This window comes from Hydrogenoanaerobacterium saccharovorans (genome assembly GCF_003814745.1).
Lineage (GTDB): Bacteria > Bacillota > Clostridia > Oscillospirales > Ruminococcaceae > Hydrogenoanaerobacterium > Hydrogenoanaerobacterium saccharovorans.
This window is the reverse complement of sequence record NZ_RKRD01000001.1, coordinates 449986-475623: the sequence shown is the minus strand read 5'-3', so window position 1 is coordinate 475623 and position 25638 is coordinate 449986. Positions and strand designations below refer to the sequence as shown.

Annotated in this window: 30 protein-coding genes and 4 tRNA genes; 8 read left to right on the top strand and 26 right to left on the bottom strand. The window is 45.4% G+C overall.

Annotated elements, in window-relative coordinates; all coding sequences use genetic code 11:
• Nucleotides 1-44: 44 nt before the first annotated feature.
• From EDD70_RS02255 to ruvC, 18 genes are all read right to left on the bottom strand, one after another.
• Nucleotides 45-121 (bottom strand) — tRNA-His (locus tag EDD70_RS02255).
• A gap of 5 nt (nt 122-126) precedes the next feature.
• Nucleotides 127-203 (bottom strand) — tRNA-Arg (locus EDD70_RS02250).
• Nucleotides 204-218: 15 nt separating this feature from the next.
• Nucleotides 219-292 (bottom strand) — tRNA-Gly (locus EDD70_RS02245).
• A 118-nt stretch (nt 293-410) separates the two neighbouring features.
• Complete coding sequence (locus tag EDD70_RS02240) at nt 411-2681, bottom strand: ATP-dependent Clp protease ATP-binding subunit (protein WP_092754627.1); 2271 nt, start codon at nt 2679-2681, stop codon at nt 411-413.
• A 172-nt stretch (nt 2682-2853) separates the two neighbouring features.
• Nucleotides 2854-3390, bottom strand: coding sequence for a CDP-alcohol phosphatidyltransferase family protein (locus tag EDD70_RS02235; RefSeq protein ID WP_092753429.1), 537 nt, complete (start codon nt 3388-3390; stop codon nt 2854-2856).
• Nucleotides 3391-3439: 49 nt separating this feature from the next.
• Entirely contained in the window at nt 3440-4171 is a 732-nt protein-coding gene (locus tag EDD70_RS02230; RefSeq protein WP_092753430.1) for a CvpA family protein, read from the bottom strand.
• A gap of 92 nt (nt 4172-4263) precedes the next feature.
• On the bottom strand, nt 4264-5433 hold the full coding sequence (locus EDD70_RS02225) for a DUF5711 family protein (protein ID WP_092753431.1): 1170 nt from the start codon (nt 5431-5433) through the stop codon (nt 4264-4266).
• Between the two features lie 17 nt (nt 5434-5450).
• Entirely contained in the window at nt 5451-6188 is a 738-nt protein-coding gene (gene truA, locus EDD70_RS02220; RefSeq protein ID WP_123810996.1) for a tRNA pseudouridine(38-40) synthase TruA, read from the bottom strand.
• Nucleotides 6185-6985 (bottom strand): energy-coupling factor transporter transmembrane component T family protein, encoded by an 801-nt coding sequence (locus tag EDD70_RS02215; RefSeq protein WP_092753435.1) that lies wholly within the window; start codon nt 6983-6985, stop codon nt 6185-6187. Before EDD70_RS02215 ends, truA begins: the two co-directional genes overlap by 4 nt.
• Nucleotides 6986-7849, bottom strand: a complete 864-nt coding sequence (locus EDD70_RS02210; protein WP_092753437.1) for an energy-coupling factor transporter ATPase — start codon at nt 7847-7849, stop codon at nt 6986-6988. It lies immediately after the preceding gene.
• Nucleotides 7836-8699 (bottom strand): energy-coupling factor transporter ATPase, encoded by an 864-nt coding sequence (locus EDD70_RS02205; RefSeq protein WP_092753439.1) that lies wholly within the window; start codon nt 8697-8699, stop codon nt 7836-7838. Before EDD70_RS02205 ends, EDD70_RS02210 begins: the two co-directional genes overlap by 14 nt.
• Nucleotides 8700-8808: 109 nt before the next feature.
• Nucleotides 8809-9681 (bottom strand): class I SAM-dependent methyltransferase, encoded by an 873-nt coding sequence (locus EDD70_RS02200; protein WP_092753441.1) that lies wholly within the window; start codon nt 9679-9681, stop codon nt 8809-8811.
• Nucleotides 9678-11024, bottom strand: a complete 1347-nt coding sequence (gene glmM, locus EDD70_RS02195) for a phosphoglucosamine mutase (RefSeq protein WP_092753443.1) — start codon at nt 11022-11024, stop codon at nt 9678-9680. The genes EDD70_RS02200 and glmM overlap by 4 nt, the downstream gene beginning before the upstream one ends.
• A gap of 45 nt (nt 11025-11069) precedes the next feature.
• Entirely contained in the window at nt 11070-12128 is a 1059-nt protein-coding gene (ruvB, locus tag EDD70_RS02190; RefSeq protein WP_092753445.1) for a Holliday junction branch migration DNA helicase RuvB, read from the bottom strand.
• Between the two features lie 49 nt (nt 12129-12177).
• A complete protein-coding gene (locus EDD70_RS14860) occupies nt 12178-12342 on the bottom strand; it encodes a hypothetical protein (RefSeq protein ID WP_162840853.1) in 165 nt (54 codons plus the stop codon).
• Nucleotides 12343-12407: 65 nt separating this feature from the next.
• The gene (locus tag EDD70_RS02185; protein ID WP_092753447.1) at nt 12408-13370 is read right to left on the bottom strand and encodes a hypothetical protein; all 963 of its coding nucleotides are present in this window, start codon (nt 13368-13370) and stop codon (nt 12408-12410) included.
• A gap of 102 nt (nt 13371-13472) precedes the next feature.
• On the bottom strand, nt 13473-14075 hold the full coding sequence (gene ruvA, locus EDD70_RS02180; protein WP_092753449.1) for a Holliday junction branch migration protein RuvA: 603 nt from the start codon (nt 14073-14075) through the stop codon (nt 13473-13475).
• 13 nt (nt 14076-14088) lie between these two features.
• Nucleotides 14089-14580: a crossover junction endodeoxyribonuclease RuvC gene (gene ruvC, locus EDD70_RS02175; protein WP_092753451.1), complete on the bottom strand. Its 492-nt coding sequence runs from the start codon at nt 14578-14580 to the stop codon at nt 14089-14091.
• 329 nt (nt 14581-14909) lie between these two features.
• On the opposite strand from ruvC, the gene EDD70_RS02170 reads away from it, so the two are divergent.
• Nucleotides 14910-14985: transfer RNA gene (locus tag EDD70_RS02170), tRNA-Val, on the top strand.
• A gap of 228 nt (nt 14986-15213) precedes the next feature.
• Entirely contained in the window at nt 15214-15624 is a 411-nt protein-coding gene (locus tag EDD70_RS02165; protein WP_092753453.1) for a hypothetical protein, read from the top strand.
• 52 nt (nt 15625-15676) lie between these two features.
• Here the strand turns inward: EDD70_RS02165 and EDD70_RS02160 are convergent, their stop codons facing one another.
• The 4 genes from EDD70_RS02160 to EDD70_RS02145 are packed head-to-tail and all read right to left on the bottom strand — an operon-like array spanning nt 15677 to nt 18641.
• Complete coding sequence (locus EDD70_RS02160; protein WP_092753455.1) at nt 15677-16666, bottom strand: asparaginase; 990 nt, start codon at nt 16664-16666, stop codon at nt 15677-15679.
• Nucleotides 16667-16683: 17 nt separating this feature from the next.
• The gene (locus EDD70_RS02155; protein WP_092753457.1) at nt 16684-17244 is read right to left on the bottom strand and encodes a Fe-S-containing hydro-lyase; all 561 of its coding nucleotides are present in this window, start codon (nt 17242-17244) and stop codon (nt 16684-16686) included.
• A gap of 1 nt (nt 17245) precedes the next feature.
• Entirely contained in the window at nt 17246-18085 is an 840-nt protein-coding gene (locus tag EDD70_RS02150) for a fumarate hydratase (RefSeq protein ID WP_092753459.1), read from the bottom strand.
• Nucleotides 18086-18107: 22 nt separating this feature from the next.
• Nucleotides 18108-18641 carry a cob(I)yrinic acid a,c-diamide adenosyltransferase gene (locus tag EDD70_RS02145; RefSeq protein WP_092753461.1) on the bottom strand — a complete coding sequence of 178 codons (534 nt, stop codon included), beginning with the start codon at nt 18639-18641 and terminating at the stop codon, nt 18108-18110.
• Between the two features lie 243 nt (nt 18642-18884).
• Between EDD70_RS02145 and EDD70_RS02140 the strand changes: the two genes are divergently transcribed.
• On the top strand, nt 18885-19088 hold the full coding sequence (locus EDD70_RS02140; RefSeq protein ID WP_123810995.1) for a hypothetical protein: 204 nt from the start codon (nt 18885-18887) through the stop codon (nt 19086-19088).
• Nucleotides 19089-19171: 83 nt separating this feature from the next.
• On the opposite strand, the gene rbr is transcribed toward EDD70_RS02140, so the two are convergent.
• The 4 genes from rbr to EDD70_RS02120 all read right to left on the bottom strand — a co-directional run bounded on the left by rbr (nt 19172) and on the right by EDD70_RS02120 (nt 21951).
• Nucleotides 19172-19711 (bottom strand): rubrerythrin, encoded by a 540-nt coding sequence (rbr, locus tag EDD70_RS02135; protein ID WP_092753466.1) that lies wholly within the window; start codon nt 19709-19711, stop codon nt 19172-19174.
• A gap of 75 nt (nt 19712-19786) precedes the next feature.
• On the bottom strand, nt 19787-21100 hold the full coding sequence (locus EDD70_RS02130) for a patatin-like phospholipase family protein (RefSeq protein ID WP_162840854.1): 1314 nt from the start codon (nt 21098-21100) through the stop codon (nt 19787-19789).
• Between the two features lie 27 nt (nt 21101-21127).
• Nucleotides 21128-21568, bottom strand: a complete 441-nt coding sequence (locus tag EDD70_RS02125; protein WP_162840855.1) for an ImmA/IrrE family metallo-endopeptidase — start codon at nt 21566-21568, stop codon at nt 21128-21130.
• A 17-nt stretch (nt 21569-21585) separates the two neighbouring features.
• Nucleotides 21586-21951: a helix-turn-helix domain-containing protein gene (locus EDD70_RS02120; RefSeq protein ID WP_092753472.1), complete on the bottom strand. Its 366-nt coding sequence runs from the start codon at nt 21949-21951 to the stop codon at nt 21586-21588.
• A 225-nt stretch (nt 21952-22176) separates the two neighbouring features.
• On the opposite strand from EDD70_RS02120, the gene EDD70_RS02115 reads away from it, so the two are divergent.
• The 5 genes from EDD70_RS02115 to EDD70_RS02095 all read left to right on the top strand — a co-directional run bounded on the left by EDD70_RS02115 (nt 22177) and on the right by EDD70_RS02095 (nt 25599).
• Nucleotides 22177-22395 (top strand): hypothetical protein, encoded by a 219-nt coding sequence (locus EDD70_RS02115; protein ID WP_092753474.1) that lies wholly within the window; start codon nt 22177-22179, stop codon nt 22393-22395.
• On the top strand, nt 22389-22733 hold the full coding sequence (locus EDD70_RS02110; protein WP_092753476.1) for a sigma factor-like helix-turn-helix DNA-binding protein: 345 nt from the start codon (nt 22389-22391) through the stop codon (nt 22731-22733). The genes EDD70_RS02115 and EDD70_RS02110 overlap by 7 nt, the downstream gene beginning before the upstream one ends.
• A 176-nt stretch (nt 22734-22909) precedes the next feature.
• Nucleotides 22910-24028 carry an iron-containing alcohol dehydrogenase family protein gene (locus tag EDD70_RS02105; RefSeq protein ID WP_092753478.1) on the top strand — a complete coding sequence of 373 codons (1119 nt, stop codon included), beginning with the start codon at nt 22910-22912 and terminating at the stop codon, nt 24026-24028.
• 46 nt (nt 24029-24074) lie between these two features.
• Nucleotides 24075-24605: an inorganic diphosphatase gene (locus EDD70_RS02100; protein ID WP_092753480.1), complete on the top strand. Its 531-nt coding sequence runs from the start codon at nt 24075-24077 to the stop codon at nt 24603-24605.
• A gap of 250 nt (nt 24606-24855) precedes the next feature.
• On the top strand, nt 24856-25599 hold the full coding sequence (locus EDD70_RS02095; RefSeq protein WP_092753482.1) for a MerR family transcriptional regulator: 744 nt from the start codon (nt 24856-24858) through the stop codon (nt 25597-25599).
• Nucleotides 25600-25638: the final 39 nt, after the last annotated feature.

The following is a 25638-nucleotide window of genomic DNA, read 5'->3' as shown; positions in this document are numbered from 1 at the left end:
GATGAGCAAATGTTTTTGTATTGCTCATCTGTACTCAATTATTATGGGGTGGATAGTCGGATTCGAACCGACGGTCTTCAGTGCCACAAACTGACGCGTTAACCAACTACGCTATACCCACCATATTGGCGCGCCAGAAGGGACTCGAACCCCTGGCCTACTGCTTAGAAGGCAGTTGCTCTATCCAGCTGAGCTACTGGCGCCTATGAAGATGATATTGGAGCGGGTGATGGGAATCGAACCCACGCGACCAGCTTGGAAGGCTGGAATTCTACCATTGAACTACACCCGCATCTACTTTTCAACGACGGATTTTATTTTACCAAATATTTTGCAGTTTGTCAAGATATATTTGAAAAATTGATGGAAATTAGGAGGCATAGCATTTCCATGCCTCCTTTATTTCTCTATTAGATGGTTAATAATTTAAGTTCGCCGTCTTGCACAGTTACTTTGATGCCTGCAGGCGGTGCATCCAAGCGCTCTACCAGCATATTGCAAATTGCATCTTCCACATTCTTACGGATAACTCTGCGAAGATCTCTTGCGCCGCTTTTCTTGCCATAAGCTTTCTGCGCAATCCATGAAAGTGCATTGTCATCGTACACAAATTTTATTCCCTTATCGGCAAGCGGTGTGGTAAGTTCATTCAGCATCAGGGCTGCAATCTTTTGGTAGTCGTTTTCATCCAAAGCGCGAAATACTACAATTTCGTCCACACGTCCGAGAAATTCAGGGCGCAAAAACTCTGAAAGCGCTTTATGCGCACGCTCTTTCGCCACATCGCCCGGGCGCTTCTCAAAGCCCATTGTGCCCTCACGCCGTTCACTGCCCGCGTTTGAGGTCATTACAATAACCGTATTTTCAAATGAAACGGTTCTGCCATGTGCGTCGGTAATTCTGCCTTCATCAAGAATTTGAAGCAGAATGTTCATCACATCGGGGTGAGCTTTTTCAATCTCATCAAACAGCACTACAGAGTAAGGCTTGCGGCGAACCTTTTCGGTAAGCTGCCCTGCCTCATCGTAACCGACATAGCCCGGAGGAGAACCTACAATACGAGACACCGAGTGCTTTTCCATAAACTCAGACATATCCAAGCGAATCAAAGGGTCTGTATTATCGAATAGTTCCTGTGAAAGAACCTTTACTAGTTCGGTTTTACCCACACCTGTCGGTCCAACAAAAATAAACGATGCAGGGCGTCGTTTAGCGGTAACCTGTACACGCGAACGGCGCACTGCCGCTGCAACAAGTTCCACTGCCTCATCCTGCCCGATGATTTTTTTCTTAAGGATTGGTTCCAGCCTTGCCACCTTGGCAAGCTCGGTTTCTTCAATCTTGCTGGCAGGGATTCCGGTCCACAGCTCGATAACATGTGCCAAATCCTCATGGGTTACAGCTGCATTCAATGCTGCGGGCTCCAACTCTTTTATTCTGTCATCAATGCGGATCAACTCGGCTTTGATTCTTGCCATCTTCTCATAATCCACTTGCTCGGTGCTTTGCTCCATTTGTTTTTCTTGGTCTTTCACTTTTTGATATTTCATGTTTAAAATATCGTATTCTGCCAGTTCTTTATTGCGCAAAGATGCACACGAGCAGCCTTCGTCCAAAAGGTCAATCGCTTTATCGGGAAGAAACCTGTCGGTGATATAACGCTCGCTCATTGTCACAGCACTGTGAACGATTTCATCAGAAACTTTTACATGATGATACTTTTCATAGTAACCCTTAATGCCTTTTAACATTTCCATGGTATCGGCAATCGAGGGCTCGTTTACTGTAACAGGCTGGAAACGACGTTCCAGCGCCGCATCTTTTTCAATGTACTTGCGGTATTCCTCAAAGGTGGTAGCACCAATTACCTGAATTTCGCCTCTTGACAGTGCAGGTTTGAGGATATTTGCCGCATTCATACTGCCTTCGGAATCTCCCGCGCCGACCAGGTTATGCACCTCATCGATAAATAAGATGATATTGCCTGCATCGCGAACCTCTTCGACAAGCCCTTTCATTCTGCTTTCGAACTGTCCGCGAAACTGAGTACCTGCAATCAAGCCGGTAAGGTCAAGCAGGTGGAGTTCTTTGTCCAGCATCTTGGGTGGAACAGAACCCTGCACAATACGCTGGGCAATGCCTTCAGCAATGGCGGTTTTACCAACACCGGGTTCACCGATAAGGCATGCATTGTTTTTTGTGCGGCGGTTTAAAATTTGTATTACCCGCTGAATTTCGCTGTCTCTGCCGACAATCAAATCCACCTTGCCGTCCGCCGCTTTTTTAGTGAGGTTCTCGGTGTATTGGTCAAGATACTTACGTTTTTTCTCTTTTTCTTTTTTGTCTTTTTTATCACGATTGCGGGTGGAAGCGTCATCTTGCACACCACCTGTGCTCAACGGCTGCCCTCCGCCGAAAAAATTTTGTAAAAAAGGGAACGGCTGTGCTCCCCCCATTTCAAAATTTTCATCTCCGTCAGGATTCATCATTTCCATAAGCTGATCGTCCATTTGTGCCATATCATCTTCAGAGAGCCCCATTTTCTCCACTAAATCGTTAATTGGCTTAATGCCTAGCTCTTTTGCACATTGCAGGCACAGCCCCTCATTGATGGTTTTGTCGCCCTCCATACGGGTCATATAAACGACAGCAACCCTTTTTTTGCATCTGCTACACATCATATTATTCATAAAAGTACTTTACACCTCATTAATCAATTAGCGCTAGGTTTTTGTTTTATATTTATCAAAATGTTATTTAACATTTCCACTTTAGTATACTGTGTCGTTATGAACGCATTATGACAAAAGAATTTTCTAATTATCAATATATACTTTTTCTGTAAGCATTTAATTAATCTTTCTTTTTGTTTAATTTTAAAAATACAGGAATATACATAAAAAATGCGAACAACATAAAAACCGCCATTATCACCAACAGACTAAACACTAATTGTGTTTTGAGGTTGGGAAATCCAATAATCATAAGCATTATTATATAAAACACCACTGTGTAAAGTTTACCAAACCACTTAGAGCCTTCCAATTCTTTGTCACGGCGGTAGATTTTTAGCCCCGCCAAAAGCATAATAATTTCTTTTATAATAAATAGAGCAAGAATCACCCAGAACTCGGGATTACGGATGCCCAGCATGATGCAAGCCGCCGCTTGTGTCAATTTATCTGCAAGCGGGTCAAGAATTTTGCCCAACTGCGTTATCATGTTAAATTTACGTGCAATCACACCATCCAAAAAATCTGTGATGCCCGAAAGCAATAGTATCAGCGCCGCAACATAAAACCACGGCTGTTCTTGAGCATTCAAATACACATAGCCAAAAATAGGTATCAATGCAATGCGAAAAACAGATAATATATTCGGAATATTCATACTTTTAGTACTCCTTCACCCATCGAAATACATTGCTGCAACCCGACGTTTATTTGAAATTTACGAAATCGTTTAAAAAGCCGAAGGGATTGAACCGCAAAAACAAACGATAGGTATAGGTTTGCTCCAATATCTCCTTATTTAAAAATTGAAGAGAATCATTTGTAAGCGTCAGTACGAACTGGATAATTGTAATAATGATAAATAAGTTAACCGCCCCTGTTAAAAGGCCGACTATGCCGCCAAGAATCGAGTTAAGCGGCCCAATCAACGGCACACGGTTTACCCCGTAAAAAAAACGTGTAAGGCTGCGTATCACCACCATCAGCACCGAGAAAAATACAATAAACAAAATCATAGTCAGCATACCCGTAATGGCGGGCGCGAATACCTGATCCACCACAAGTTCTGCTGTGTTTGAGCTGTATTCGCCAAGTAATTGCGCAAGTTCACCGGCATTATAGCCGCCAATGTTCAGCATACCCCCTATATAAGACGGCAGTGCCTCCAGTAAACTGGCTGCCGCTTCGGCAAAATCCAATCCACCGGGAATTTGTTCAAGCGCCGCGCTTACGCGCTTAACAAACCCTTCGCGAAGAAAGCTATCAAACAAGGCAGGAGCAGCCATTTTAGAGAACGCCCAGGCAGCGCTAAAGGCAACCGCGTATCCTATAAAACTTACCACAGTTGCAGCAAAGCCACGGCGGGATGATATATAAATATAGTAGAGCAGCAAAATTGCCGCCAATATGTCATAAACAATCGGTAAATATTCCGTCATTCCAAAGTCCTTCCCCGCTTATCATATATTACCTAAAAGTAACGATTCTAACCCAAACAATATAACACAGTTTTAATTTGATTTCAAATTTTCTAATTGAGCGGTATTTTTTCGATTGTATTGGGAGTAATTACATAAACGGTTGAGTCGATTGTTTGCATGGCAAGCGGTTCAACCGAGAGTGTTTTGCGCTTTACAGCCCTGCCCGAAAGGTCGTAGCTTTTCAGCTCACCGTCTACTACCATGCATATTTTACTTCTGCCAAGGTTCATCAAATCGGCATGCGAAGATATTTTTTGCTCCCATGCTTTGGTGCAGTCTTTCCCCAGTACAATCAAATCGCTGTTTTTATTTTCACGATAGTCTCCGAACATCAATGCGGTGTAACCTGCATCATTATGGTCAAAACTTACCAGCGTTTCGTTTTTATAATGATATTCTTGTTTTATTTCGCCTTTGTACGAAAGCTGTACCGCTCTGCGGTCGGTAATAATGTTTACCCCTTGCGAAGTGGTATCGATTGAGTGAATCAGTTCGCCTACAAATTCTTGTACGCCCACCTTTTCTTTTTGATTAAAGCGGAACATCTGTACTGTTGAGAGCAGGTCGCCCTCCCGTGCATTGACACCTGCTGCCGCAATGCCCTTGCCGTCGTGCAAAAATCTAAGGGCAGTGATGTAATTATCGGCGGAACGCCACGAAAACTTAGCCGGTTCGCTAAGCATTTTGTCGTAAACAATCATTTGAGACAGATAGCGTTGTGCTTCGGTAGCCACCGCAATCTCCCCGCGGCTCGAAATATCCCCTGCGTAAATAGCGTATTCAAACTCCTTTTGACCAACGGTACGCGCCAGTGTTTCTACACGCAGCTTTTTACCGCCGCGGTCGTAAATAAGAATACGCCGCCTGCTTATTTTCACCACAGGGTTCGAATATTTATGCTGTATGCTGCGAACTTCTTTGCCGCTTTCATTGTATATGTACAGGTTTGAATCGGTAAGCACCGCAAGATTGCTGCCGATTTGATAGGTGCCCTGCACCTGGTCACCCGCAAAATCCAGCGGATAACCATCGCCCGAACCCAAACCCGCAATCATATCTTGAATATAATCGGTAATCCCTATCGTGGTTACTTCGTCTTTTAATGCGTACATTCCTATGCCTGCACAGGTTAATGCAATCAACAGCAGGATTCGGCCAAGCAGAATTTTTCTGCGTCTCTTTTTCCTTACTTTGTCGATTTCAGAAAGTTCTGCTGCCATAGTCATCCTCCTGTACCTTATTCATAAAAAACTTCATCCAAATACAGCCCCCAGGCAGGCATTGTTTTGCATTCTACACGCCGCACACCTAATTTCATGATACGCGGGATGTCCTGTAAATTCAGTCGATTTTCGCATACAGCAATCACAGTACCTACTAAAATACGAACCATATTGTAAAGGAACCCGTCGCCTTCCACATAAAATTCAACAAGGTTACCGCTTCTGCGCATTCCGCAGGCTGTAATTGTGCGAATGGTATCTTCTTGTGTATTCTTACCGCCGCAAAACGCGGCAAAATCGTGCGTACCCACAAATATATCGCAAACAGCCTGTGCCTGTACAAGGTCGATGGTTCTAAAATAATGGTAAGCCAATCCCTGTAAAAACGGGTTTTTGTAATCACAATTCCAAATTTTATAAAGGTAGCGCTTGCCTTTGCAGCTGTACCGTGCATGAAAATCTTCAGGTACATCTTCGGCACACTGTACTGCAATATCGTCGGGCAGCACAGCATTCAGTGCTTTTTTAATGCCCCAAAGCGGCATTTCGGTTGCGGCAAAAAAGTTGAGGCAGTACCTGTTGGCATGCACACCCGCGTCGGTTCGCGAACAGCCTTTTATATCGTACCTCTTGCCGAATATGCGCTCGATTGCGTTTTGCATCGCTTCGCACACCGTAATGCCGTTGTTTTGTACCTGAAAACCATGATAGTTCGTCCCAAGGTAACAGATGGTTAGTTTAATGTTTCTCATAACAAAATATTTATCACAATCACGCCCGCAATGCACAACGCAACAAATGCAGCACTCACAAAATCTACCGCCTGCATTTTAAGCTGTTTCATGCGTGTTCTGCCGTCGCCACCTCGGTAACAGCGGCACTCCATGGCAAGTGCAAGTTCATCTGCACGGCGAAAAGCCGATACAAACAACGGGATAAGAATGGGGATCAGTGCTTTTGCCCGCTGTATCAACCCGCCGCTTTCCATATCTGCACCCCTTGCCTTTTGGGCGCTCATAATTTTTTCGGTTTCTTCTATCAATGTAGGGATAAAACGAAGTGCAATGGTCATCATCATTGCCAGCTCATGTACGGGGAACCGCAGCTTTTTCAAGGGGCTCATCAGCCGCTCAATACCGTCGGTAAGTGCAATGGGCGAAGTGGTGTAGGTGAGCAGCGAAGTACCCGCTATCAGGCAAATGATGCGTACTGCCATCAATACTGCGGTGCTTACACCCTCGCGTGTAATGTTAATAATCCACCATTTAAAGATGGATTCACCCTCGATAAAAAACATGTTCAAAATTGCGGTAAAAATAATGATGGGAACGACCGGCTTTAAGCTTTTGAGTATCATTTTGGGCGGAATGCGCGAAATGCCGTAGGCGATAATCAAAAACACTACACCCACCAAAAGCCCCCAAATGTTGTTCGCCGCAAACAGCAAAACCACATAAGCAAGGGTAAGCACAATCTTCATGCGTGGGTCGAGCTTGTGCAGGGCAGACTTACCCGGGAAGTATTGACCGATCGTAATATCTTTGAGCATCTAGGATTTTCCTCCCTTCGCCAGTGTTTGCATTAAAATCTGCTTAGCCCGCTCTACAGTGTAGACGTTATCGGGTACGGGGTAACCGTCTCGGTTAAGCTGCATAAAAATGCGCGAAATCTGCGGAACTGCAAGCCCCATATGGCGTATTTCTTCCACATGAGCAAACACTTTTTCCAGTTCATCGTACATAAACACCTTTGCCTGGTTCATCACCAACAATTTTTTGGTGTATTTCGCAACATCTTCCATACTGTGCGATACCAAAAGCACGGTGTTTTTCTCTTGCTCATGGTATTCTCGTATCTGCCCCAAAATGCGTTCACGTCCTTTTGGGTCAAGCCCCGCTGTGGGTTCGTCGAGTATCAGCAGCTTGGGGCGCATTGCCAAAACGCCTGCAATTGCCACCCTGCGTTTTTGCCCGCCCGAAAGTTCAAACGGGCTTTTTTCAAAGTGATGCTCTTTGAGCCCTACAAATGCCGCCGCTTCGCGCACACGCTTGTCTATTTCGGTTTCATCCAGCTTCATGTTTTTTGGGCCGAACGCAATATCTTTATACACCGTCTCTTCAAAAAGCTGGTATTCGGGATACTGAAACACCAAGCCCGCTTTAAAGCGCACGGCGCGGATATCCACACCATCACCCCAAATATCTTCACCGTCGATGTAAATCTTACCGGAGGTGGGCTTCACCAATCCGTTAAAATGCTGAATCAGCGTGCTTTTACCCGAGCCGGTGTGGCCGATGACACCGACAAATTCGCCCTCTTCTATTTCAATGTTGATGTCATCGATTGCTGTTTTTTCAAACGGCGTACCAATGGAATAAGTATAAGTCAAATGTTCGGTTTTAATGATGGACATGGTTTTCCTCCATTAGCTTTTCTAGAGCCTCGATGCATTCTTCCTCCGAGATAATATCCTGCGGGATGTTATAACCCGCTTTTCTAAGCTCATACACCAACTCGGTTGCCTGAGGAACATCCAGCCCCACTTCTTTGAGTATCTGCACATGACTAAACACTTGTTTGGGCGTTCCGTCCAAAATAATCTGCCCTTCATCAATCACCACAACGCGGTCGCATTTCGCCGCCTCATCCATGTAATGGGTGATGAGCACCACGGTGATGCCGTAGGTTTCGCCCAGCATACGTATGGTTTTCATAACCTGACGCCTGCCGTGTGGGTCAAGCATAGCGGTAGGTTCGTCCAGCACGATACAGTCGGGGCGCATTGCTATAATACCCGCAATGGCTACCCGCTGCTTTTGCCCGCCCGAAAGCTGATGCGGTGCATGCTCGCGGTACTCGTACATGTGCACCGCTTTCAGTGCGTCATTCACACGCTGACGAATCTCTGACGGGGACACACCCAAATTTTCCAGCGCAAACGCAACATCTTCCTCCACAATGGTGGCAACAATTTGATTGTCGGGGTTTTGAAACACCATACCCACACGCTGGCGAATATCGTAGATGCGATCTTCGTCTTTCGTATCAATCCCCTCAACCATTACGGTGCCGCCCTGCGGCAGCAAAATAGCGTTAAAGTGCTTAGCCAATGTGCTTTTGCCCGAGCCGTTATGCCCAAGCACCGCCACAAAGCTGCCTTTTTCGATATTGAGAGAAATATCTTTGAGTACAGTGCGCGACTGCTTCTCGTCGTAACTTTGATATGCAAAGGTAATGTTTTTTGCACTGATGATTGGTTCCATAGTCATTTTCCTTACTTTTTAAGATCAATGCTCTCAAAGAGAGTCATTGTCGAATAAAATTATTTTATTTAAATGTTAAAAGCAATTTTCACTTCGTGGCTATTACTTTTTAATCGTTTGCGGTTTGCCATATAGCCGTGGAGCCGCAAGGCAATGCATAACCGCTTTCACGCACAGGCAGCCCAATCTCTGAAGACGATACTTCGCCCTTGTACTTTGTACCAACCGTAACACCCAGCAGATATTCCATCACCGATGCAGGCAAACCTGTGGTATAAGAGTTGAGTACAAAAAACAGGGGGTTGTCCGAAAGCACTTTCGAACAAACATCCACAAGGCTGTACACCTGTTCTTCCAGCTTCCACACTTCACCGCCCGGGCCTCTGCCGTAAGACGGCGGGTCCATAATCACGGCATCGTAGGTATTGCCGCGGCGTATCTCACGCTCAACAAACTTCTGGCAGTCATCCACAATCCAACGGATTGGTTTTTCGTCCAAACCCGAAAGCTTGGCATTTTCGCGCGCCCAGTTTACCATACCTTTGGATGCATCGACATGGCACACCTGCGCCCCAGCCGCCGCACAAGCAAGGGTTGCACCGCCGGTGTACGCAAACAGGTTGAGTACCTTGATGGGCCTACCTGCCTTTTTTATTTTGTCCATAAAGAAATCCCAATTTACCGCCTGCTCGGGGAACAGCCCCGTATGCTTAAAACCGGTGGGGCTTACCTGAAAGGTAAGGTTTTTGTAGCGGATGTTCCACTGCTTTTTCTTCATATGATATTCTTCCCACGTGCCCCCGCCTGTAGCAGAACGGAGGTAACGTGCGTTGGCTTTGTTCCAGTCGGGGCAGGTTTTGGGGGTCTCCCAAATAATCTGAGGGTCGGGGCGAATCAGCAAAACATCGCCCCAACGCTCCAGCTTTTCTCCGCCGGATGTATCAATAATCTCGTAATCTTTCCAATCGCCGGCTATTCTCATAGTCTCTCCTCAATTTGCTTTGCAAGGTTGTTTACAATCTCTGTAATCTGCGCAATATCGGCGCCCTCTGCCATTACGCGGATGAGCGGCTCGGTACCGGACGGACGGACAAGAATTCTGCCGTTGCCGCCAAGCTGTTCGGTGTAAGTATCAATGCTGTCCCAAATCTCTTTCGCATCGGGCAGCTTTGCTTTTTGCTCTTTTTCGGCACGGACATTTACCGAAACCTGCGGGTATTTGGTCATAACTTTTTTCAGCTCAGTCAGCGGCTTGCCTGTCTGCGAGATAACATCGAGCAGCTGCAATGCCGAAAGCTGGCCGTCGCCCGTTGTCATATGCTCCAAAAAGATAATATGCCCGCTCTGCTCGCCGCCGATGATATAACCCTCTGCAAGCATTTTTTCAAGCACATAGCGGTCGCCCACCTTGGTTGCATGTACTGTAATGCCGTTCGCCTCGCCAAAACGGAAGAATCCGAGGTTGGACATGACCGTGCCTACCATCGAATTGCCTTTGAGTACCCCGCGCTCTTTCATCTGTTTTGCAAAAATCGAAATCATGGTGTCTCCGTCAATGACACAGCCTTCACTGTCTACCGCAAGGCAACGGTCGGCGTCGCCGTCAAATGCAAAACCAACATCAAATTTATTTGCTTTTACATATTCGGCAAGTCGCTCCACATGCATCGAGCCGCAATCCAAATTTACGTTAACTCCATCGGGGTTGGCATTCAGGATGGTTAACTGTACGCCCATATCCGCAAAAATGCTTGCGGCGGTGCGGCTGGCACTGCCGTTGGAACAATCAAGAACGACTTTTAGGTTACGAAAATGCCCCTGAACCGTACTTTTGATGTGCTGTACATAAAGGCTTACCTTATAACGGTCATCGGTTACTCTGCCTATTTCATCGGATGATGCGTATTCAATCTCCTCGGCTTGGTCGAGTACGATTGCCTCAATCTCTTCTTCATCTTCATCCGAAAGTTTAAAGCCCTGTGCGTTAAATATTTTAATGCCGTTGAATTCATAGGGGTTGTGGCTCGCGGTAAGCATAACACCTGCATCTGCATCCAGCGCTTTTACCAAATACGCTACGGCAGGGGTAGGCACTACACCAAGCAAAACTACATCTGCACCTACAGTGGTTAAGCCTGCTGCCATTGCGCTTTCCAACATATCGCCGGAAATACGTGTGTCTTTACCAACCACAAAAGTGGGTTTACCACCTTTTTCGCGCTTGATTATCATCCCCGCTGCTTTCGCAATATCCAATGCAAGCTGCACATTTAAATCTTGATTTGCTACGCCACGCGCTCCGTCTGTTCCAAAAAGTCTTCCCATTCATAGCCTCCGTCCTGCCGTTTTGGGGCAGATTATATTGTAATTTTAATTAAGATCCTCAATACCCAGCTGTTCAAATTCATCTGTTCTATTGGGGCTCTGGTTCATATGCTGATAGCCGGGCAGTGTAACACAGCGCCCACGCGGTGTGCGGGTGAGAAAACCCAGCTGCATTAAATATGGCTCGTAAACATCTTCGATGGTGATGCTCTCTTCGCCGATTGCCGCCGCGATGGTATCTAACCCCACAGGGCCGCCCGCATAGTTTTTAATCATCGTTTCAAGAATTAAACGGTCAATATTATCCAGCCCCAACTCGTCAATCTCCAAACGGCTCAAAGCCTCTGCCGCTATTTGAGCATGGATTTTACCGTCACCCAGTACCTGCGCAAAGTCGCGGACACGTTTGAGAAGGCGGTTTGCAATACGCGGGGTACCGCGGCTGCGTTTGGCAAGCTCACGTGCTCCGTCCTCGTCGCAATCTATCCCTAGAATGCCCGCACTGCGCTTGACAATGCGCCCCAACTCCTCGGGCGTGTACATTTCCAGACGCAAAATCACGCCAAAGCGGTCGCGCAGCGGACCGGTAAGCTGCCCTGCACGGGTGGTGGCACCCACCAGCGTAAAACGCGGCAGGTCGATGCGAATGCTGCGTGCGCTCGGCCCTTTGCCGATAATGATATCAAGTGCATTATCCTCCATAGCGGGGTAAAGCACTTCTTCCACCGCACGAGAAAGCCGATGGATTTCATCTATAAACAGTATATCATTTTCGCTTAAATTGGTGAGTAATGCAGCCAAATCGCCCGGTTTCTCAATCGCCGGCCCCGAAGTGATGCGAATATTCACATTCATTTCGTTGGCGATAATCCCCGCAAGCGTGGTTTTACCAAGGCCGGGAGGGCCGTAAAGCAGCACATGGTCTAGGGGCTCGTTTCGCCCTTTTGCCGCCTCGATGTATACCGAAAGGTTCTGCTTTGCCTTCTCCTGCCCGATGTACTCGGAAAGAGTTTTTGGGCGCAGAGAGTTTTCTACATCAAAATCTTCTCCCGCGTATTCCGGCGTCACGATTCGGTTTTCAAAATCCATCTCGTAGCTATCCATTGGTTCCTCCTGCGGCTTAGAGCCGCTACAATGCCGCCCAAGCCATTCTTTATTCGTCGCTCTGTTTTTTCTTTTTAACCTGCCGCCCCGCCCGTTTACAATAAGGCGGGTGCTTTTTATAAAGCCTGTGGTGCTCCATGCATTCTTCGCATTTGCCAAAGCGCGGACAATCTTTTATTTTACAGTTGCATACCTCTTTGCCGTTTTCTAACATAAGCTCCTCCTGTTTTGCAGTTTGCTTTTTGTCAGGGGTGCAAGTATGTTCTGTCAAGTTAAAATCTATGCGATTTTCTCAACACTTTTTATACTAACATAGCGGTACGTACCGTCATCGTTTTGCGCCATCGTATAGGCAAGTGTCTCTTTTAACACAATTTGTATAGGGTCGTCATAAAACTCGATATAAATCACTTTGTCTTGTTCTGTCCCCTCTATGCGTACCACACGTTCGTTGGTGGTTGCCCCACACCTGCCCAACAGCTCGTAGCGCTTTTCATGTTTATTATAAAAGCGCGAATCGGTGTGAACATAGCTATCTAAACCGTAATACTTCTTTGCCAGCTCATTCAGCCGCTCCTGCGTCAATCCGTTTGGGTCGCCGTTTAAACCAATGAGATAATCTATGTCAATCTCTTTATTCAATTCCTCCGGCGACGTAAATGGCTGCCACATACATCCCCAATCTCTTGCAGCGGTTAGCTGATGAGCTGCCGCATCTGCTGAAATCACTTCATCGGCAATGTACTTTTCGGCAGGAGTAATGGATAAAACTGCGGGGTTAAGGTCATACGGAGGGGGACCTGCCCGCATGATATATTTGTGGCTGCCTGTTTTAAGCAAGGTGCCGCCCGCATCGGCAACATCGAGCGTCAATTCATATACTCCGATTGAATCTTCCGATTGAATTTTGGTATAAGAAATACTGTTCAATTTAACGGCTTTGAGGTAATTGTATGAGCCTTCCTTCCCCTTAAACCGTTCAGGGTTGCCGTATGTTTCCAAGTCTAAGGTGTCCATCTTTTTAAGTGCATCAACAAAGCCTTGCGCGGCTTGGTCTGCTGTAATAGAGGCTTCTTCGGTATATGGATTATTCTCTTGTTCGGTTTCGCTCGAAGTGCTGCTTTGGGTTTGGGATGAAGATAACGCAGATGATGTTTCGGCAGACGGAACTTTCTTAACTATACCGCACCCTGCCATGCTCAACAGCAATACCATAAATGCTACTGCTATGATGTTTTTCATCTTATTTATCCCCTTCCCGTTGTGCCTGTTTTTGTACATAAAAACAAATACCATCGTCCGTGCATAAACAAGAGGCAGGTAATTTATCAACTAAGATGTTTGCTATTTGTGCGATGACAGCGCTTTCAGCCCACCTTTAATCAGTTCCTCTACAGGCAGGCTGACGTCGAGTTTAGAAAGTGCCACCGCTGCCTCGCTGCGCGAGTAGCCGAGCGCCACCAACGCACCGATTGCCTCTGCGAGGCTGCCCGTACCCACATCTACCGCGCCTCCGCTCTCTTTCACGCCCATACTCAAGTCATCGCTCGATACCTTGTCCTTAAGCTCAAGAACGATTCGCTGTGCGATTTTATTGCCCACACCCGGTGTACGGGTAAGCGTTTTGTAATCGCCCGCAGCAATACAAAGCGCCAGCTTTTCTGGGGTGAGGTCAGAGAGAATTGCAAGTGCAACCTTAGGGCCTACACCCGTAACGGTGATAACCATTTTAAAGAAATTAAGCTCCATGCTACCTGCAAAACCAAACAAATCAAGTGCATTATCGGTAACATGAAGATAAGTATAGAGCAACACCTCAGAGCCTTGCTTGGGAAGAGTTGCCAAAGTGGTGGCAGTTGTCTTGCAAGCATAGCCTACGCCACTGCATTCTACTACCGCAAGATTGGGCTGGGTATGTACAAGCTTGCCACGTAAACTATAAATCATCGGTTATTCCTCCTTAAATCAAACGGCTTATAAGCGAACCGGAACAATGCCCGTGGCAAATTGCCATAGCAAGTGCATCCGCGGTATCGTCCGGCTTAGGGATACATTCGAGCTTTAAAATAGATTTTGTCATCTCTTGCACCTGTGTTTTAACAGCCTTACCATAACCAACCACACTTTGTTTTACCTGCATGGGCGTATATTCATAAACAGCTACATTGTTTTGCCTTGCTGCCAATAAAACAACGCCTCGCGCTTGAGCTACATCAATACCCGTAGTTTTATTGTTTGTAAAATACAATTTCTCAATCGACATTGCATCCGGCTTGTACTTGTTTAAAATGCGCATAACTTCATTGTAAATAATCTCAAGCCGGCGTTCAAACTGCATGCCGGCAGGGGTAGTAATCGCACCGTAAGCGCAGGTTACAAACCTGTTTTTTGCGTAACTCACTACACCGTAGCCCACAATGGCATAGCCCGGGTCAATTCCTATAATAACCATATCTACTCTCCATTTGAACGTCATTTACATATAAGCCTGTATACCAATGCAGTGCCTGCTTACAGTAAGACATAATCAACCCATTATCTTTACCATTATAGCATAAGCGGTAGGGGCAAACAACATTTTGCTTTGATTATTCGCCGCCAGAATTGGGCAAAATGCTTACTATTTTAACATCTTTTTGGAAGAAACGTATTTTTGCACAAAGTTATACGAAAATATTTTACAAAATTTTTGTGTCTTAAACTTGATTTTCATGTAAACTTATTGTATAATTAACAAGTCGCTTTAAGCGAAAGCTTGTCCGCGGCTATATTTTTATATTTGGACGATTAGCTCAGCTGGTAGAGCTTCCGCTTGACGTGCGGAAGGTCGGGGATTCGAGTTCCTCATCGTCCACCAGGGGTGCTGTCCTTGCAATCGCGGGGGCGGTACTATTTTTTTGTTTTATTGATACGGTTTGTTGGCATTTATTTGCTTGCAAGCCGTATTTTTTTAATTATTACGAATTTACTTTTATAACTTTAAATGACGTTACTGCAGGAGTACGACAAAACATCAATCAATGGCATATACTGTTATTGGGGAATTCCCCCAACAAAAGAATAGAAAAGAAAGAATGATAAATATATGTTTAGATGTAAAGGATGCAATATTTTCGCAGTCATTGCAAGTTTGCTTATTGGCATTGGTATTGCACTACTTGTTTATTATGGTCTCATCCCTCTAGGTCTTATTGAAGATGTAGCTTTTCTCCCCATTATAACTGCCACCATTACCCTTCTGGCTTTGGTTGTGGTTCCTTTGTTTGCACATCGCATATCCCCTTGTGCGCTAAAATGTGTGTGCATATACGGCTACTGCCTGTTGGGCGCAGCGGCAGGTTCCCTTATAACTACCATTATTGCTTTAATAATTGTTCCTAACCTAATTGCTTTAACCGTACTGATTGGGTTAATTGTGTTCTTTTTCAGCCTTCTCTTCCTCACTATCGTAGATTTTATTATTTGTTTGCTTAGAGAATTATGCTGTAGGTGCTAACCTTTGCCAACAAAACAGCGGACGAAGATTTCTTCGCCCGCTGTTCTTTTTATCACAGAGTAATTTCGCCAACATAATTGGTTGCAAATTCTTTTCTAACTTCGGCAGGGGCACTGTTCTTGCCCAGTGCCCACATCAGTTTGGTAACTGCTGCCTCAGTAGTCATATCATAGCCCTGTACTGCGCCTTTTTCCAGTGCCTTTTGCCCTGCCTGATAAATTGAAAAATCACTGCGCTCATACAGGCATTGGCTGCACACCACTACAGTAATACCGCTTTCAACAATCTTTTGCAGCTTAGAAATTAAATCGCGACGGATAAAGTGCAACCCTCCCGCTCCGAAAGCCTCAATCACAATTCCCTTATAATTCATCTGTAAAAGCATATCGAATATTTCGGGGTTTAACCCCGGTGTAAGTTTAATAAGGAACACGTCACCGCACAATTTATCCTCCAAACAAAATTCGTTTACAGGCATTACGGGTTTATAAAGCATTTGCAAGCCCTGTGCGTTGATGACCGCGGCATACTCGCTGTTTACACTTTCAAACGCATCAAAACCGGTAGTACGTATTTTTACTGCTCGCGTGCCAAAAATCACCTTGCGGTTAAATACAACAAATACACCCGGTGCACCCGAGGCAGCCATAGCAAAAGCACCGCGCAAATTTTCCAACGCATCCGAAAGGGGATGCAAAATAGGTAGCTGAGAGCCCGTAATTACCACGGGGATTGGTATGTCCCGCAGCATAAACGACAATATGGATGATGTATATGCCATCGTGTCGGTGCCGTGCGTCAGTACAATTCCGTCGTAATTGCGGTAACGCTGTGCAATGCACCCCGCAATTTGCTGCCATTCCTCCGGTTGGATGTTCGAGCTGTCGAGGTGGAACAGGTCGTAGGTTTCAACCTCATAATTGGTTGTAATGCCGCCCAACAGCGCATACAGCTCCCCGCTGGTAAGCGTTGGAGCCAGTCCCTCTTCGGTAGGCTCGCTTGCTATGGTACCTCCGGTGGTGATAAGTAAAATTTTCTTCATTCCGTCTTCTCCGTACATCATTTTGCTTTGCGATTAAGATATGCCTCACGGCCGGATTGGTAAAGATTATTTCCGTCACAGTCAATCACAACCACTACAGGCAGGTTTTCTACTTCCAGTTTGCGGATTGCCTCTGCCCCCAAATCTTCATAGGCGATAACCTCCGCCTTTTTTACGCATTTTGCCAGCAGTGCACCGGCACCGCCGATGGCGCCGAAATAGACAGCACCGTTTTGCTTCATCGCGTCTACTACTTCACTGCCGCGCTTGCCTTTGCCGATCATCCCTGTTTGACCAAGGCGAATCAGTGTGGGGGAATAGGCATCCATACGGTAGCTTGTAGTAGGACCTGCAGACCCGATTGCCTGCCCTTTTCTTGCAGGGGTAGGACCAACATAATAAATAATCGCATCTTTCACATCCAAAGGCAGCGGCTTGCCTTGCTCTGCCAACTCTACAAGGCGTTTGTGGGCGGCATCGCGCGCTGTATAAATGGTACCTGTAATGTATACGCTGTCTCCGCAATGCAAATCTTTTAGCTTATCGTGCGTAAGCGGTGTTTTGATATGTTTCTCCATCTCAGATCACCTCCGTTTTATGGCGGGTAACATGGCAGTTGATGTTGACTGCGCACGGCAGACCTGCAATGTGGGTAGGCAAAGTCTCAATATTCACCGCGAGTGCCGTGGTTTTTCCGCCGAACCCTTGGGGGCCAATGCCTTTACGGTTAATTTGTTCGAGCATTTCTTCTTCGAGCTGTGCATAAAAAGGGTTACTGCTGCGCTGTGTTAAAGGGCGCAACAGTGCGGTTTTGGCAAGCAGTGCAGCCTTATCAAATGTGCCGCCAATACCAACACCCACAACAATGGGCGGGCAGGGGTTCGGTCCCGCATCCTCCACAACTTTAAGGATAAACTCTTTCACTCCCTGCAGCCCGTCCGAAGGCTTGAGCATTTTAATTTGGCTCATATTTTCGCTGCCAAAGCCCTTTGGTGCAACCGTAATTTTGATTTTATCACCCGCAACCAAATCAAAATAAATCATCGCCGGGGTATTATCTCGGGTATTCACACGGTCAAGCGGGTCTTGCACCACCGATTTGCGCAAATACCCCTGCTCGTAGCCCTGCCGTACGCCCTCATTTACTGCGGCTTTTACATCACCCGTTATGTATACCTCTTGCCCTATTTCTAAAAATACACAAGCCATTCCCGTATCCTGGCAGATGGGGACTGCATCATTTTGTGCAATTTCATAGTTCTCTATGATTTTATCTAAAATGCCTCGCGCGGGTTTCCAATCTTCGCATGCTCGGCACTCGGTAATGCGCTGCTGCACATCGGCGGGCAGATAGCAATTTGCCTCAATGCAAAGCCTTTTTACCGTATCGGTAATTTTTTGCGGGCTAATCTCTCTCATGTTCATTCCTCCGTCCACATCATTATCGTTCAATCCCCTTACGCGCATCCACTCCTTTATCGTAAGGGTGTTTGATTTTACGTATTTCAGATACATAATCTGCCGCATCCACCAGCCACTGTGCCGGATTGCGCCCCGTCATCACCAATTCGAGCTGCGCAGGTTTCTTCTCCACCAATTCATGCAGTAAATCTTCGTCGATTAAACCACAGTTGAGTGCACCAACCAATTCGTCTAATATCAGCAAATCACATTCGCCGTTTTTTGCAAGCTTCAGTGCAGTATTTAAATAACGGCTGTGTACCATTTTTGTACTTGCCAGTTCTTCGCTGTTCATTTGAAACGTAAATTTGGGGCTGAGCTGCTCGCGAATTACGGTAACGTTGGGCAGCATTTGGAGCATTTTGAGTTCACTGCTTTGCTGCCCTTTTAAAAACTGCACCAGTGCCACTTTCATCCCGCTGCCTGCAGCGCGCATTGCAAGGCCCATTGCCGCGGTCGTTTTGCCTTTTCCGTCACCGCAGTAAATATGAATTAATCCCGTCTGCCCATCCATCACTCTTCCTCCTGTAAAATCAAACTATTAGTAATATTGTACAACGTTTCGGTAATCGGTTCAACATTTTTCTGCTTATTGCAAAATTATCAAAACACCCCTTTTCAAACGGTTGTTTTTGTGCTAGAATCAGCTTAGAACAAATGTTCTTAAATCGAATTGTCATTGAGCAAATGCCATTTTCGATATATTTTATATAAGAACATACGTTTTTCGAGGGATACTATTTTGAGGAGGTTGTTTTTGATGACAATAGAAATTTTAAAATGGGTTTTGGCTGGGCTCTGCTTTGGCATAGCGCTTCTCGCGGTAACGGTATCGCATATGATACATTACTTTTCAAAAACTGCAAACCACACTGTATGCAAAAAACATTCAGCACACAAAACTGCTATACCGGTTTATTTGCTTCAATATAAAAAGCCGGATTACAAACCGGCTGCTTAAAGCTGCTTTTTGCTGTACAGCACCCCCAAAAAAGACCTTCTTCAAAACCCGCAGAGGAGTTTGAAAGAAGGTCTTTTAGTGTATCAGTAGTTTTCTGCTTTTTGCTGGAAAAAGCCCCTCTCGTATTTGCATACAGGGCAGATTTGAGGTGCCGATGTGCCAACATGGATATGTCCGCAGTTACGGCAAATCCAAACGATTTTATCGCCTTTTTTAAATACCTCACCGTTTTTCAGGTTTTCAATTAATTTACGGTAACGTTCTTCATGTTCTTTTTCAATTTTTGCAATCAGTTCCATTTGTATTGCAATGTCGGTAAATCCTTCTTCTCGGGCTTCTTCGGCAAATTTAGGGTACATACTGCTCCACTCGTAATGTTCGCCGCCCGCTCCATCCTCCAGGTTGGATTGGGTATTGCCGATGCTGCCGCCATGAAGGTGCTTAAACCATTGTACGGCATGTGCTTTTTCATTTTCTGCCGTTTCTTCAAAAATCTCAGCAAGCTGTTCGTAGCCGTCTTTACGCGCCTGCTCTGCATAAATCGTGTATTTGGTACGTGCCTGTGCTTCACCTGCAAATGCTGCCATTAAATTTGCCTCGGTTCTGCTGCCTTTGAATTCCATAGTATCCCTCCATACTTCGTTTACGGATAATATGGGCTTGAAGGTACTTGAATATACATACAGCAGGCAAAAAGCCTACCGCTGTGCCAATTCGAGTGCAAACAGATACAACCCTGCAATAAACTCATCAGCAACCAACGTACGCAACACTTGCAGCAAAGCATTTGCACCATCTTGTTGGTATGCTTTGCGAATTTCACCTAAACAAAAAGCAGCCACATGGCGTTTGTCTATACACTTGATTGTGCGCAAAATCTCTTTTGGGCTCATCACCTTATGCAGCGATTCGGCTATCTGCACTAAATCTTCATTTTGAATTTGTTCCAACGCTTGCCCTATCTGTTTATTCAGTTCGTCAAACGTATAAGTAACAAGCGGTGAAAGCTCAAAAACACGCGCGGCAGTTTCTCCGGCGGCTGCAATAGCCGCATCACTCGTCATACGCACATGTGCCGTACTGTTTACCACACGCGCCAAACCTATGCCGGAATCTGCCTGTATCAATGTCTTTTTATATTTTTGCACCGTCAGGTCTAATTTAATGGTAATAAGATCAAAGTATTTTTCCAGCCTGCGCGCATTCTTTTCAATTTCGCCTCTGTAGAACGGATAGGCAAAGCCTTCAAGCTTGCCAAATGCTTTCATCATATCGAGGTAGCCCAGTTCGATGTTGCGTTTCGCTGCTTCTTTATCGAATAAGATAAAAACGCCCAAATCCCACTTACTGCGGATATAACGGATTTTGACACCTGGCGCATTCACGCGCTTTTGCCGCCCAATTGCCTCCAAATCCACGGCTATAATTTCATCTGCACCTCGTTGGATGGCAAGGTTGATGGGCATATTGTCGTAATACCCACCGTCGATGTAGCGGGTATCGCCAATTTGGCGCATTTTCATTGCAGGAAAACAAGCAGCACTCGCCATCAGGTAATCTACCAGTTCACCCTCGGGCAGACTTTCTTTATTGATAATACAAGGGGAAAGGCTTGGGCACTCCACGGTAACAATTTCAAACTCAATGGGCGATTGGCGTATACGCTCCTCATCGATATAACGTTGCAGAATTTTTTCAAGAGGGCCGGGGTCGGCACCGCCGTTTTTTGCCATTTCTCGTACAAACAATGCCAGCTTGTTGTTAAAATCGCTGACACTGTCGATTTTATCGTCTATATCCATACTCAATACGTCGGAAGTGGATATTGTCTGCCACATCTCAACCGCAACATCATAATCGTTTTGTACCATCAGCGCACCGTTCAGTGCACCCACCGATGTTCCGGTTACAATATCAAACTCCCAGCCCAGTTCACGCAATGCACGCCAAACACCTATCTGGTACGAACCGCGCGAGCCTCCTCCCGCCAACACCAAAGCCCGTTTCGCCATATTCTGCATCTCCTCCTATCAACTCTGTTATGCACCGGCTGTGTAATAAAGCTGCACCAAACGTTTGGGCAGCCCCGTACGGCGTGCAATATCCTCCATGGTTACCACTTCGGTTCCGTCTGTTAATTCTTCGCCGTCAAGCAGTAAATATGCACAGAACATATCTGCTTCATTTTCATATCGCTGGCAGTTAAGCAAGGTTTGGGTGCGCATAAACACCGCGTTAAAATCACGGTGCAGCTGTGTATGCCCCAGTTCATGCCCGCAAACCACGCGCGCTTCATTTTCGTCCAGTTCCTGATTGAGAAAAATCACTTGATTGTTGTTAATCAAAAGGTAAAACCCTTTTACATCTATAGGCAGGTCACAATACAGCACCCCGATGTGCAGTGCCTCGCAAAGCGCGAACGGGTCGTTTGTACCATATTCGCTGCGCAGCTTTTTTACCAATCCTTTGATATCAGCCAAACCAATTCCTCCGTCAATTACTCATTCTTTTGTCCCAACACAAAGCTGATGCCCAGTTTGATGGCGTTTATAATTTTTTCGCTGTCCGCAGGTTCCACCAAAATACCGTTAAACATCAGCCCCTCTTGCTTTAAAATCGCTTCGCGAACACTTTCAATAATTTCGTTCAAGTCTTTTTGCTGTGCTGGTGTGTTTGCGCCAAGAAAAAAATCGCTGGATACATGAAAGAAACTGCAAAGCCTGCCCAATGTTTCATGGTCGGGCTCTCTGCGCCCCTGCTCATACATACCAATGGCACTTGCCGATACACCAATTTGCTGTGCAAGCTGTAATTGGGTTAACCCTTTAGTTTTTCGCAGTTCTCTCAATCGCTCTGCCAACATGCCCTCATCTCCTTTACCCACTATAATACACGTACTGTGTAGATATTGCAAGATGTTTTTATAAATTTTTCGTATAGTATTTTGATTGACAGATTGATTTTCGTATGATAGTCTTAGAATTAAGCCCCCAATATGCAGCTGTTTCCGCTTCGGCTGCAAAATTTATATAAGAACATACGTTTTATTACTACACATATTGTGTGATTAAGAAAGGAGCCTGACTATTTGAATTATACCGCGATGATTGACGATTATACCCATACCGAAACGATGCTGCGAGAACGTGTTGCCGCGTTACGTCAGCAGATGAAACTGCTGCCTTTGGCTGAGCGCGACGAAGTAAAACGCCGTTTAAATGTGATGCAGGAGGAAATGTATGACGTTGCTTTGGTTCGTCTTGAACTGATACGCCGCCAACGCGAAGAGGAGGAAATGTTTTGTTAAGAGCCAAAACCAAACGTGTGTTTACAGTAGAGGATATTGACAGCATTTCGGCACAGGCTCAGCAGTGTTTGGGCAGTGATAACACCAACCGCCGGTTTCTCAAATCGCTGCTGCATGCAACACGCTACGCAGTAGAAAACGAGCTGACCCACCGCCAGCACCAGTGTTTTACCCTGCATTATTACAAGGGTCTTGCCGTAAAGGACATTGCCGCACAGCTTGGTATCGATTGCTCGACTGTTTCACGCCATATTCGGGCAGCGCGCGAACGCATCCGTTCACATGCTCATTACTGCGTGTTTGCCTACCGTGATTCTCCGCATAGCTTTGATTGCTGAACAACGATTTGTAATAATTTTTTATCATATTCATCCTAATTTAAAGCAAGCCGCCAAAAGCAATAAACAGTAATAAATGTGCTACTACACGTTTATATGTGTTTTTTTCAAATTTGCTTGCCTTGAGTGCTTCGAATGTCTATAATAGACTTATATCAAATGTATGGAGGTATCCGATGGATTTTGACTTTTATCTTCCGACTCATATCATCAGCGGCGCAGAGTGTGTTCGCGGCGGCGGAGCAGTATTTTCTTCTCTCGGCCGTAAGTGCCTAATCGTAACCGGTAAAAGCAGTGCGAAAGCATGTGGAGCTCTGGATGATTGTACCGCAGTGCTGGACGAGCAGGGAATTGCCTATCGTGTGTTTGACGGCATTGGGCAGAATCCTCTGGTATCCTCATGCGAAGCAGCAGGAAAGCTTGCCCGCGAGTTTGGCGCAGAGTTTCTCATCGGTATCGGCGGGGGTTCTCCGCTTGATGCAACCAAGGCAATTGCATTTTTTGCCTGCAACGACCTGCATGGTGTTGATATTTACGGCGATTTACCAAAAAATGCACTTCCTATGGTACTCATTGGCACAACAGCCGGTACAGGCAGCGAAGTAACCCCTTATTCTGTACTTACCGTAGATGAAACAGGGCGCAAGCGGTCTTTTCGCGATAAGCATGGGCTTTCTTATGCATCTTATGTTTTTTCAGACCCAAAATATACAGCATCACTCCCCTACGATTTTACAATCAGCACGGCATTGGACGCACTTTGCCATGCATTGGAAGGCTACTTTGCCTCGAATGCCACTGATATTTCGGACATGTTTGCAACACGCGGTATTGATGTGATTGTGCAAGCACTGGAAAATATTAAAAACAAGCCCAAAGAAGAAATTTTAATGAGCGACCGCGAAATGCTGCTTTACGGCTCTCTTTATGCGGGTGTTACCATTAATACGACAGGCACCGGCTTTTGCCACCCGCTCGGCTATTTTCTCACAGAAGAATATCAGGTACCTCACGGACAGGCTTGTGCTGTTTTTCTGCGTGACTATTTAAGAGAAGCAAAGGAACACTTATCTGATAAATATGAAGCACTGTTTGGCACACTTGGGTACAGCGGCAACAAAGTTTTAGCACTGATTGGCGAGTTGTTGGATGTGGATTTACCTGTACTTAGCGAAAACACGCTGAAAGAGGTTGCACAGCGCGGTGCACCCACAGGCAATTTTTTGCACTCTCCCGGCGTATTCACCGAAGAAAAAGCGTTTGCCCTATTAAAGAAAATATTTAATTTATTATAGGATAATATTGTGCAACATAACGCACAAAGAAACGGGAGTATGAAATATGAATATTTGGCATGACATCAGCCCCAAACGCATTACACCAAAAGACTTTATGGCTGTCATCGAGATTCCCACCGGTAGCAAAAAAAAGTACGAATTGGATAAAGAGACCGGCCTGATTGTTCTTGACCGTATTCTCTACACCTCCACCCACTACCCTGCAAACTATGGCTTTATTCCGCGCACCTACGGCGATGACCGCGACCCTCTCGACGTTTTGGTGCTTTGCAGCGAACCAATCGACCCGTTGACACTGGTGCGTTGTTACCCCATTGGTGTCATCACCATGATTGACAACGGTAGAAACGATGAAAAAATTGTTGCTATCCCGTTTGAAGACCCCACCTATAACAGCTATAAAGACATCGACGACCTGCCCTGTCATATCTTTGATGAGATGATACACTTCTTTCAGGTATACAAGGCACTCGAAAACAAAGAAACCGCAGTGAATGAGATTGAACATGTAGATAGAGCTGTTGAGGTGATTCAAAAGGCTCTCGAATCTTATATTATCAATTTTTGCAGATAATCACCAAAGGGCATTATCGCTTTGTCGATGATGCCCTTTTTATAATATTAAATGAAAGTTCAGCATAAGGTGCTGTTAAAATAATCAGGTACAAAAATAACCTAATATTATGTTTTATGAAATACAAACTTGGCAATATAAAAGCAGAGCTTTTATTTATCACGATATTTTCAATTATAAAATTAAAATTTCGCTTGACTCTTACGTTGCGTTATAGCTTACAATAATAATTAAAGAAAGGGGGATTGTTGTGAACAGAACGGTTCATCAAGTTGCAAAGCTGACAGGTATCAGTGTGCGCACACTGCATTACTACGATGAAATTGGGTTGCTGCACCCATGCGAAGTAACCGAAGCCAAATACCGTCTTTACGATGATGCATGTTTGGAACGGTTGCAGCAAATACTATTTTTTCGTGAATTGGGCTTTGCTTTAAAGGATATCCAACCGATTTTGGACGACCCTTTCTTTGATAAAAACAAGGCACTAAAAAATCATAAAGATTTGCTGATACTGAAACGCAATCGGCTTAATTCTTTGATTGCCTTGGTAGAGAACACACTGAAAGGAGAAAAAACTATGAGTTTTCAAGAATTTGATATGAGTGAAATTGAAAATAGTAGAAAAAAATATGCCAAAGAAGCCGAAGCCCGTTGGGGTAACACTGACGCTTACAAAGAAAGCCAGAAAAAAGCTGACGGATACAGTGCAATGGAGTGGGCAGCGATTACAGAAGAAACACAAAAAATTTACGCTGCTTTTGCTGCCAACATGCATCGCGAGCCGTCCTCGCCAGAAGTACAGCAGCTTGTTGCCGACTGGCAAGGTCTTATCACCAAACATTTTTATCATTGTACAAACGAGATTTTAGCAGGTTTGGGCGAAATGTATATTGCAGATGAGCGATTTACAAAAAATATAAATCAACATGCCGACGGGCTGGCACAATTTATGAGCGATGCAATTCGTATCTACTGCAAAACAGCCGAATAAACCTAAAAGGGGAGCTTGAAGCTCCCCTTTTTACAAGCC

Coding starts and splice junctions, on each gene's coding strand:
- EDD70_RS02225 (WP_092753431.1), bottom strand. CDS start 5,433: ATGGCAGCAGAACTTTCTGAAATCGACAAAGTAAGGAAAAAGAGACGC.
- EDD70_RS02185 (WP_092753447.1), bottom strand. CDS start 13,370: ATGAAAAACATCATAGCAGTAGCATTTATGGTATTGCTGTTGAGCATG.
- EDD70_RS02215 (WP_092753435.1), bottom strand. CDS start 6,985: ATGCTCAAAGATATTACGATCGGTCAATACTTCCCGGGTAAGTCTGCC.
- EDD70_RS02200 (WP_092753441.1), bottom strand. CDS start 9,681: ATGAGAATAGCCGGCGATTGGAAAGATTACGAGATTATTGATACATCC.
- EDD70_RS02235 (WP_092753429.1), bottom strand. CDS start 3,390: ATGAATATTCCGAATATATTATCTGTTTTTCGCATTGCATTGATACCT.
- EDD70_RS02120 (WP_092753472.1), bottom strand. CDS start 21,951: ATGTTGGCAGAGCGATTGAGAGAACTGCGAAAAACTAAAGGGTTAACC.
- rbr (WP_092753466.1), bottom strand. CDS start 19,711: ATGGAATTCAAAGGCAGCAGAACCGAGGCAAATTTAATGGCAGCATTT.
- EDD70_RS02150 (WP_092753459.1), bottom strand. CDS start 18,085: ATGAGAGAGATTAGCCCGCAAAAAATTACCGATACGGTAAAAAGGCTT.
- EDD70_RS02155 (WP_092753457.1), bottom strand. CDS start 17,244: ATGGAGAAACATATCAAAACACCGCTTACGCACGATAAGCTAAAAGAT.
- EDD70_RS14860 (WP_162840853.1), bottom strand. CDS start 12,342: ATGTTAGAAAACGGCAAAGAGGTATGCAACTGTAAAATAAAAGATTGT.
- truA (WP_123810996.1), bottom strand. CDS start 6,188: ATGAGAAACATTAAACTAACCATCTGTTACCTTGGGACGAACTATCAT.
- EDD70_RS02165 (WP_092753453.1), top strand. CDS start 15,214: ATGTTTAGATGTAAAGGATGCAATATTTTCGCAGTCATTGCAAGTTTG.
- ruvB (WP_092753445.1), bottom strand. CDS start 12,128: ATGGATAGCTACGAGATGGATTTTGAAAACCGAATCGTGACGCCGGAA.
- ruvC (WP_092753451.1), bottom strand. CDS start 14,580: ATGGTTATTATAGGAATTGACCCGGGCTATGCCATTGTGGGCTACGGT.
- EDD70_RS02205 (WP_092753439.1), bottom strand. CDS start 8,699: ATGGAACCAATCATCAGTGCAAAAAACATTACCTTTGCATATCAAAGT.
- glmM (WP_092753443.1), bottom strand. CDS start 11,024: ATGGGAAGACTTTTTGGAACAGACGGAGCGCGTGGCGTAGCAAATCAA.
- EDD70_RS02130 (WP_162840854.1), bottom strand. CDS start 21,100: ATGGCGAAACGGGCTTTGGTGTTGGCGGGAGGAGGCTCGCGCGGTTCG.
- EDD70_RS02145 (WP_092753461.1), bottom strand. CDS start 18,641: ATGGATGGGCAGACGGGATTAATTCATATTTACTGCGGTGACGGAAAA.
- EDD70_RS02230 (WP_092753430.1), bottom strand. CDS start 4,171: ATGACGGAATATTTACCGATTGTTTATGACATATTGGCGGCAATTTTG.
- EDD70_RS02160 (WP_092753455.1), bottom strand. CDS start 16,666: ATGAAGAAAATTTTACTTATCACCACCGGAGGTACCATAGCAAGCGAG.
- EDD70_RS02240 (WP_092754627.1), bottom strand. CDS start 2,681: ATGATGTGTAGCAGATGCAAAAAAAGGGTTGCTGTCGTTTATATGACC.
- EDD70_RS02210 (WP_092753437.1), bottom strand. CDS start 7,849: ATGTCCATCATTAAAACCGAACATTTGACTTATACTTATTCCATTGGT.
- EDD70_RS02100 (WP_092753480.1), top strand. CDS start 24,075: ATGAATATTTGGCATGACATCAGCCCCAAACGCATTACACCAAAAGAC.
- EDD70_RS02105 (WP_092753478.1), top strand. CDS start 22,910: ATGGATTTTGACTTTTATCTTCCGACTCATATCATCAGCGGCGCAGAG.
- ruvA (WP_092753449.1), bottom strand. CDS start 14,075: ATGATTTATAGTTTACGTGGCAAGCTTGTACATACCCAGCCCAATCTT.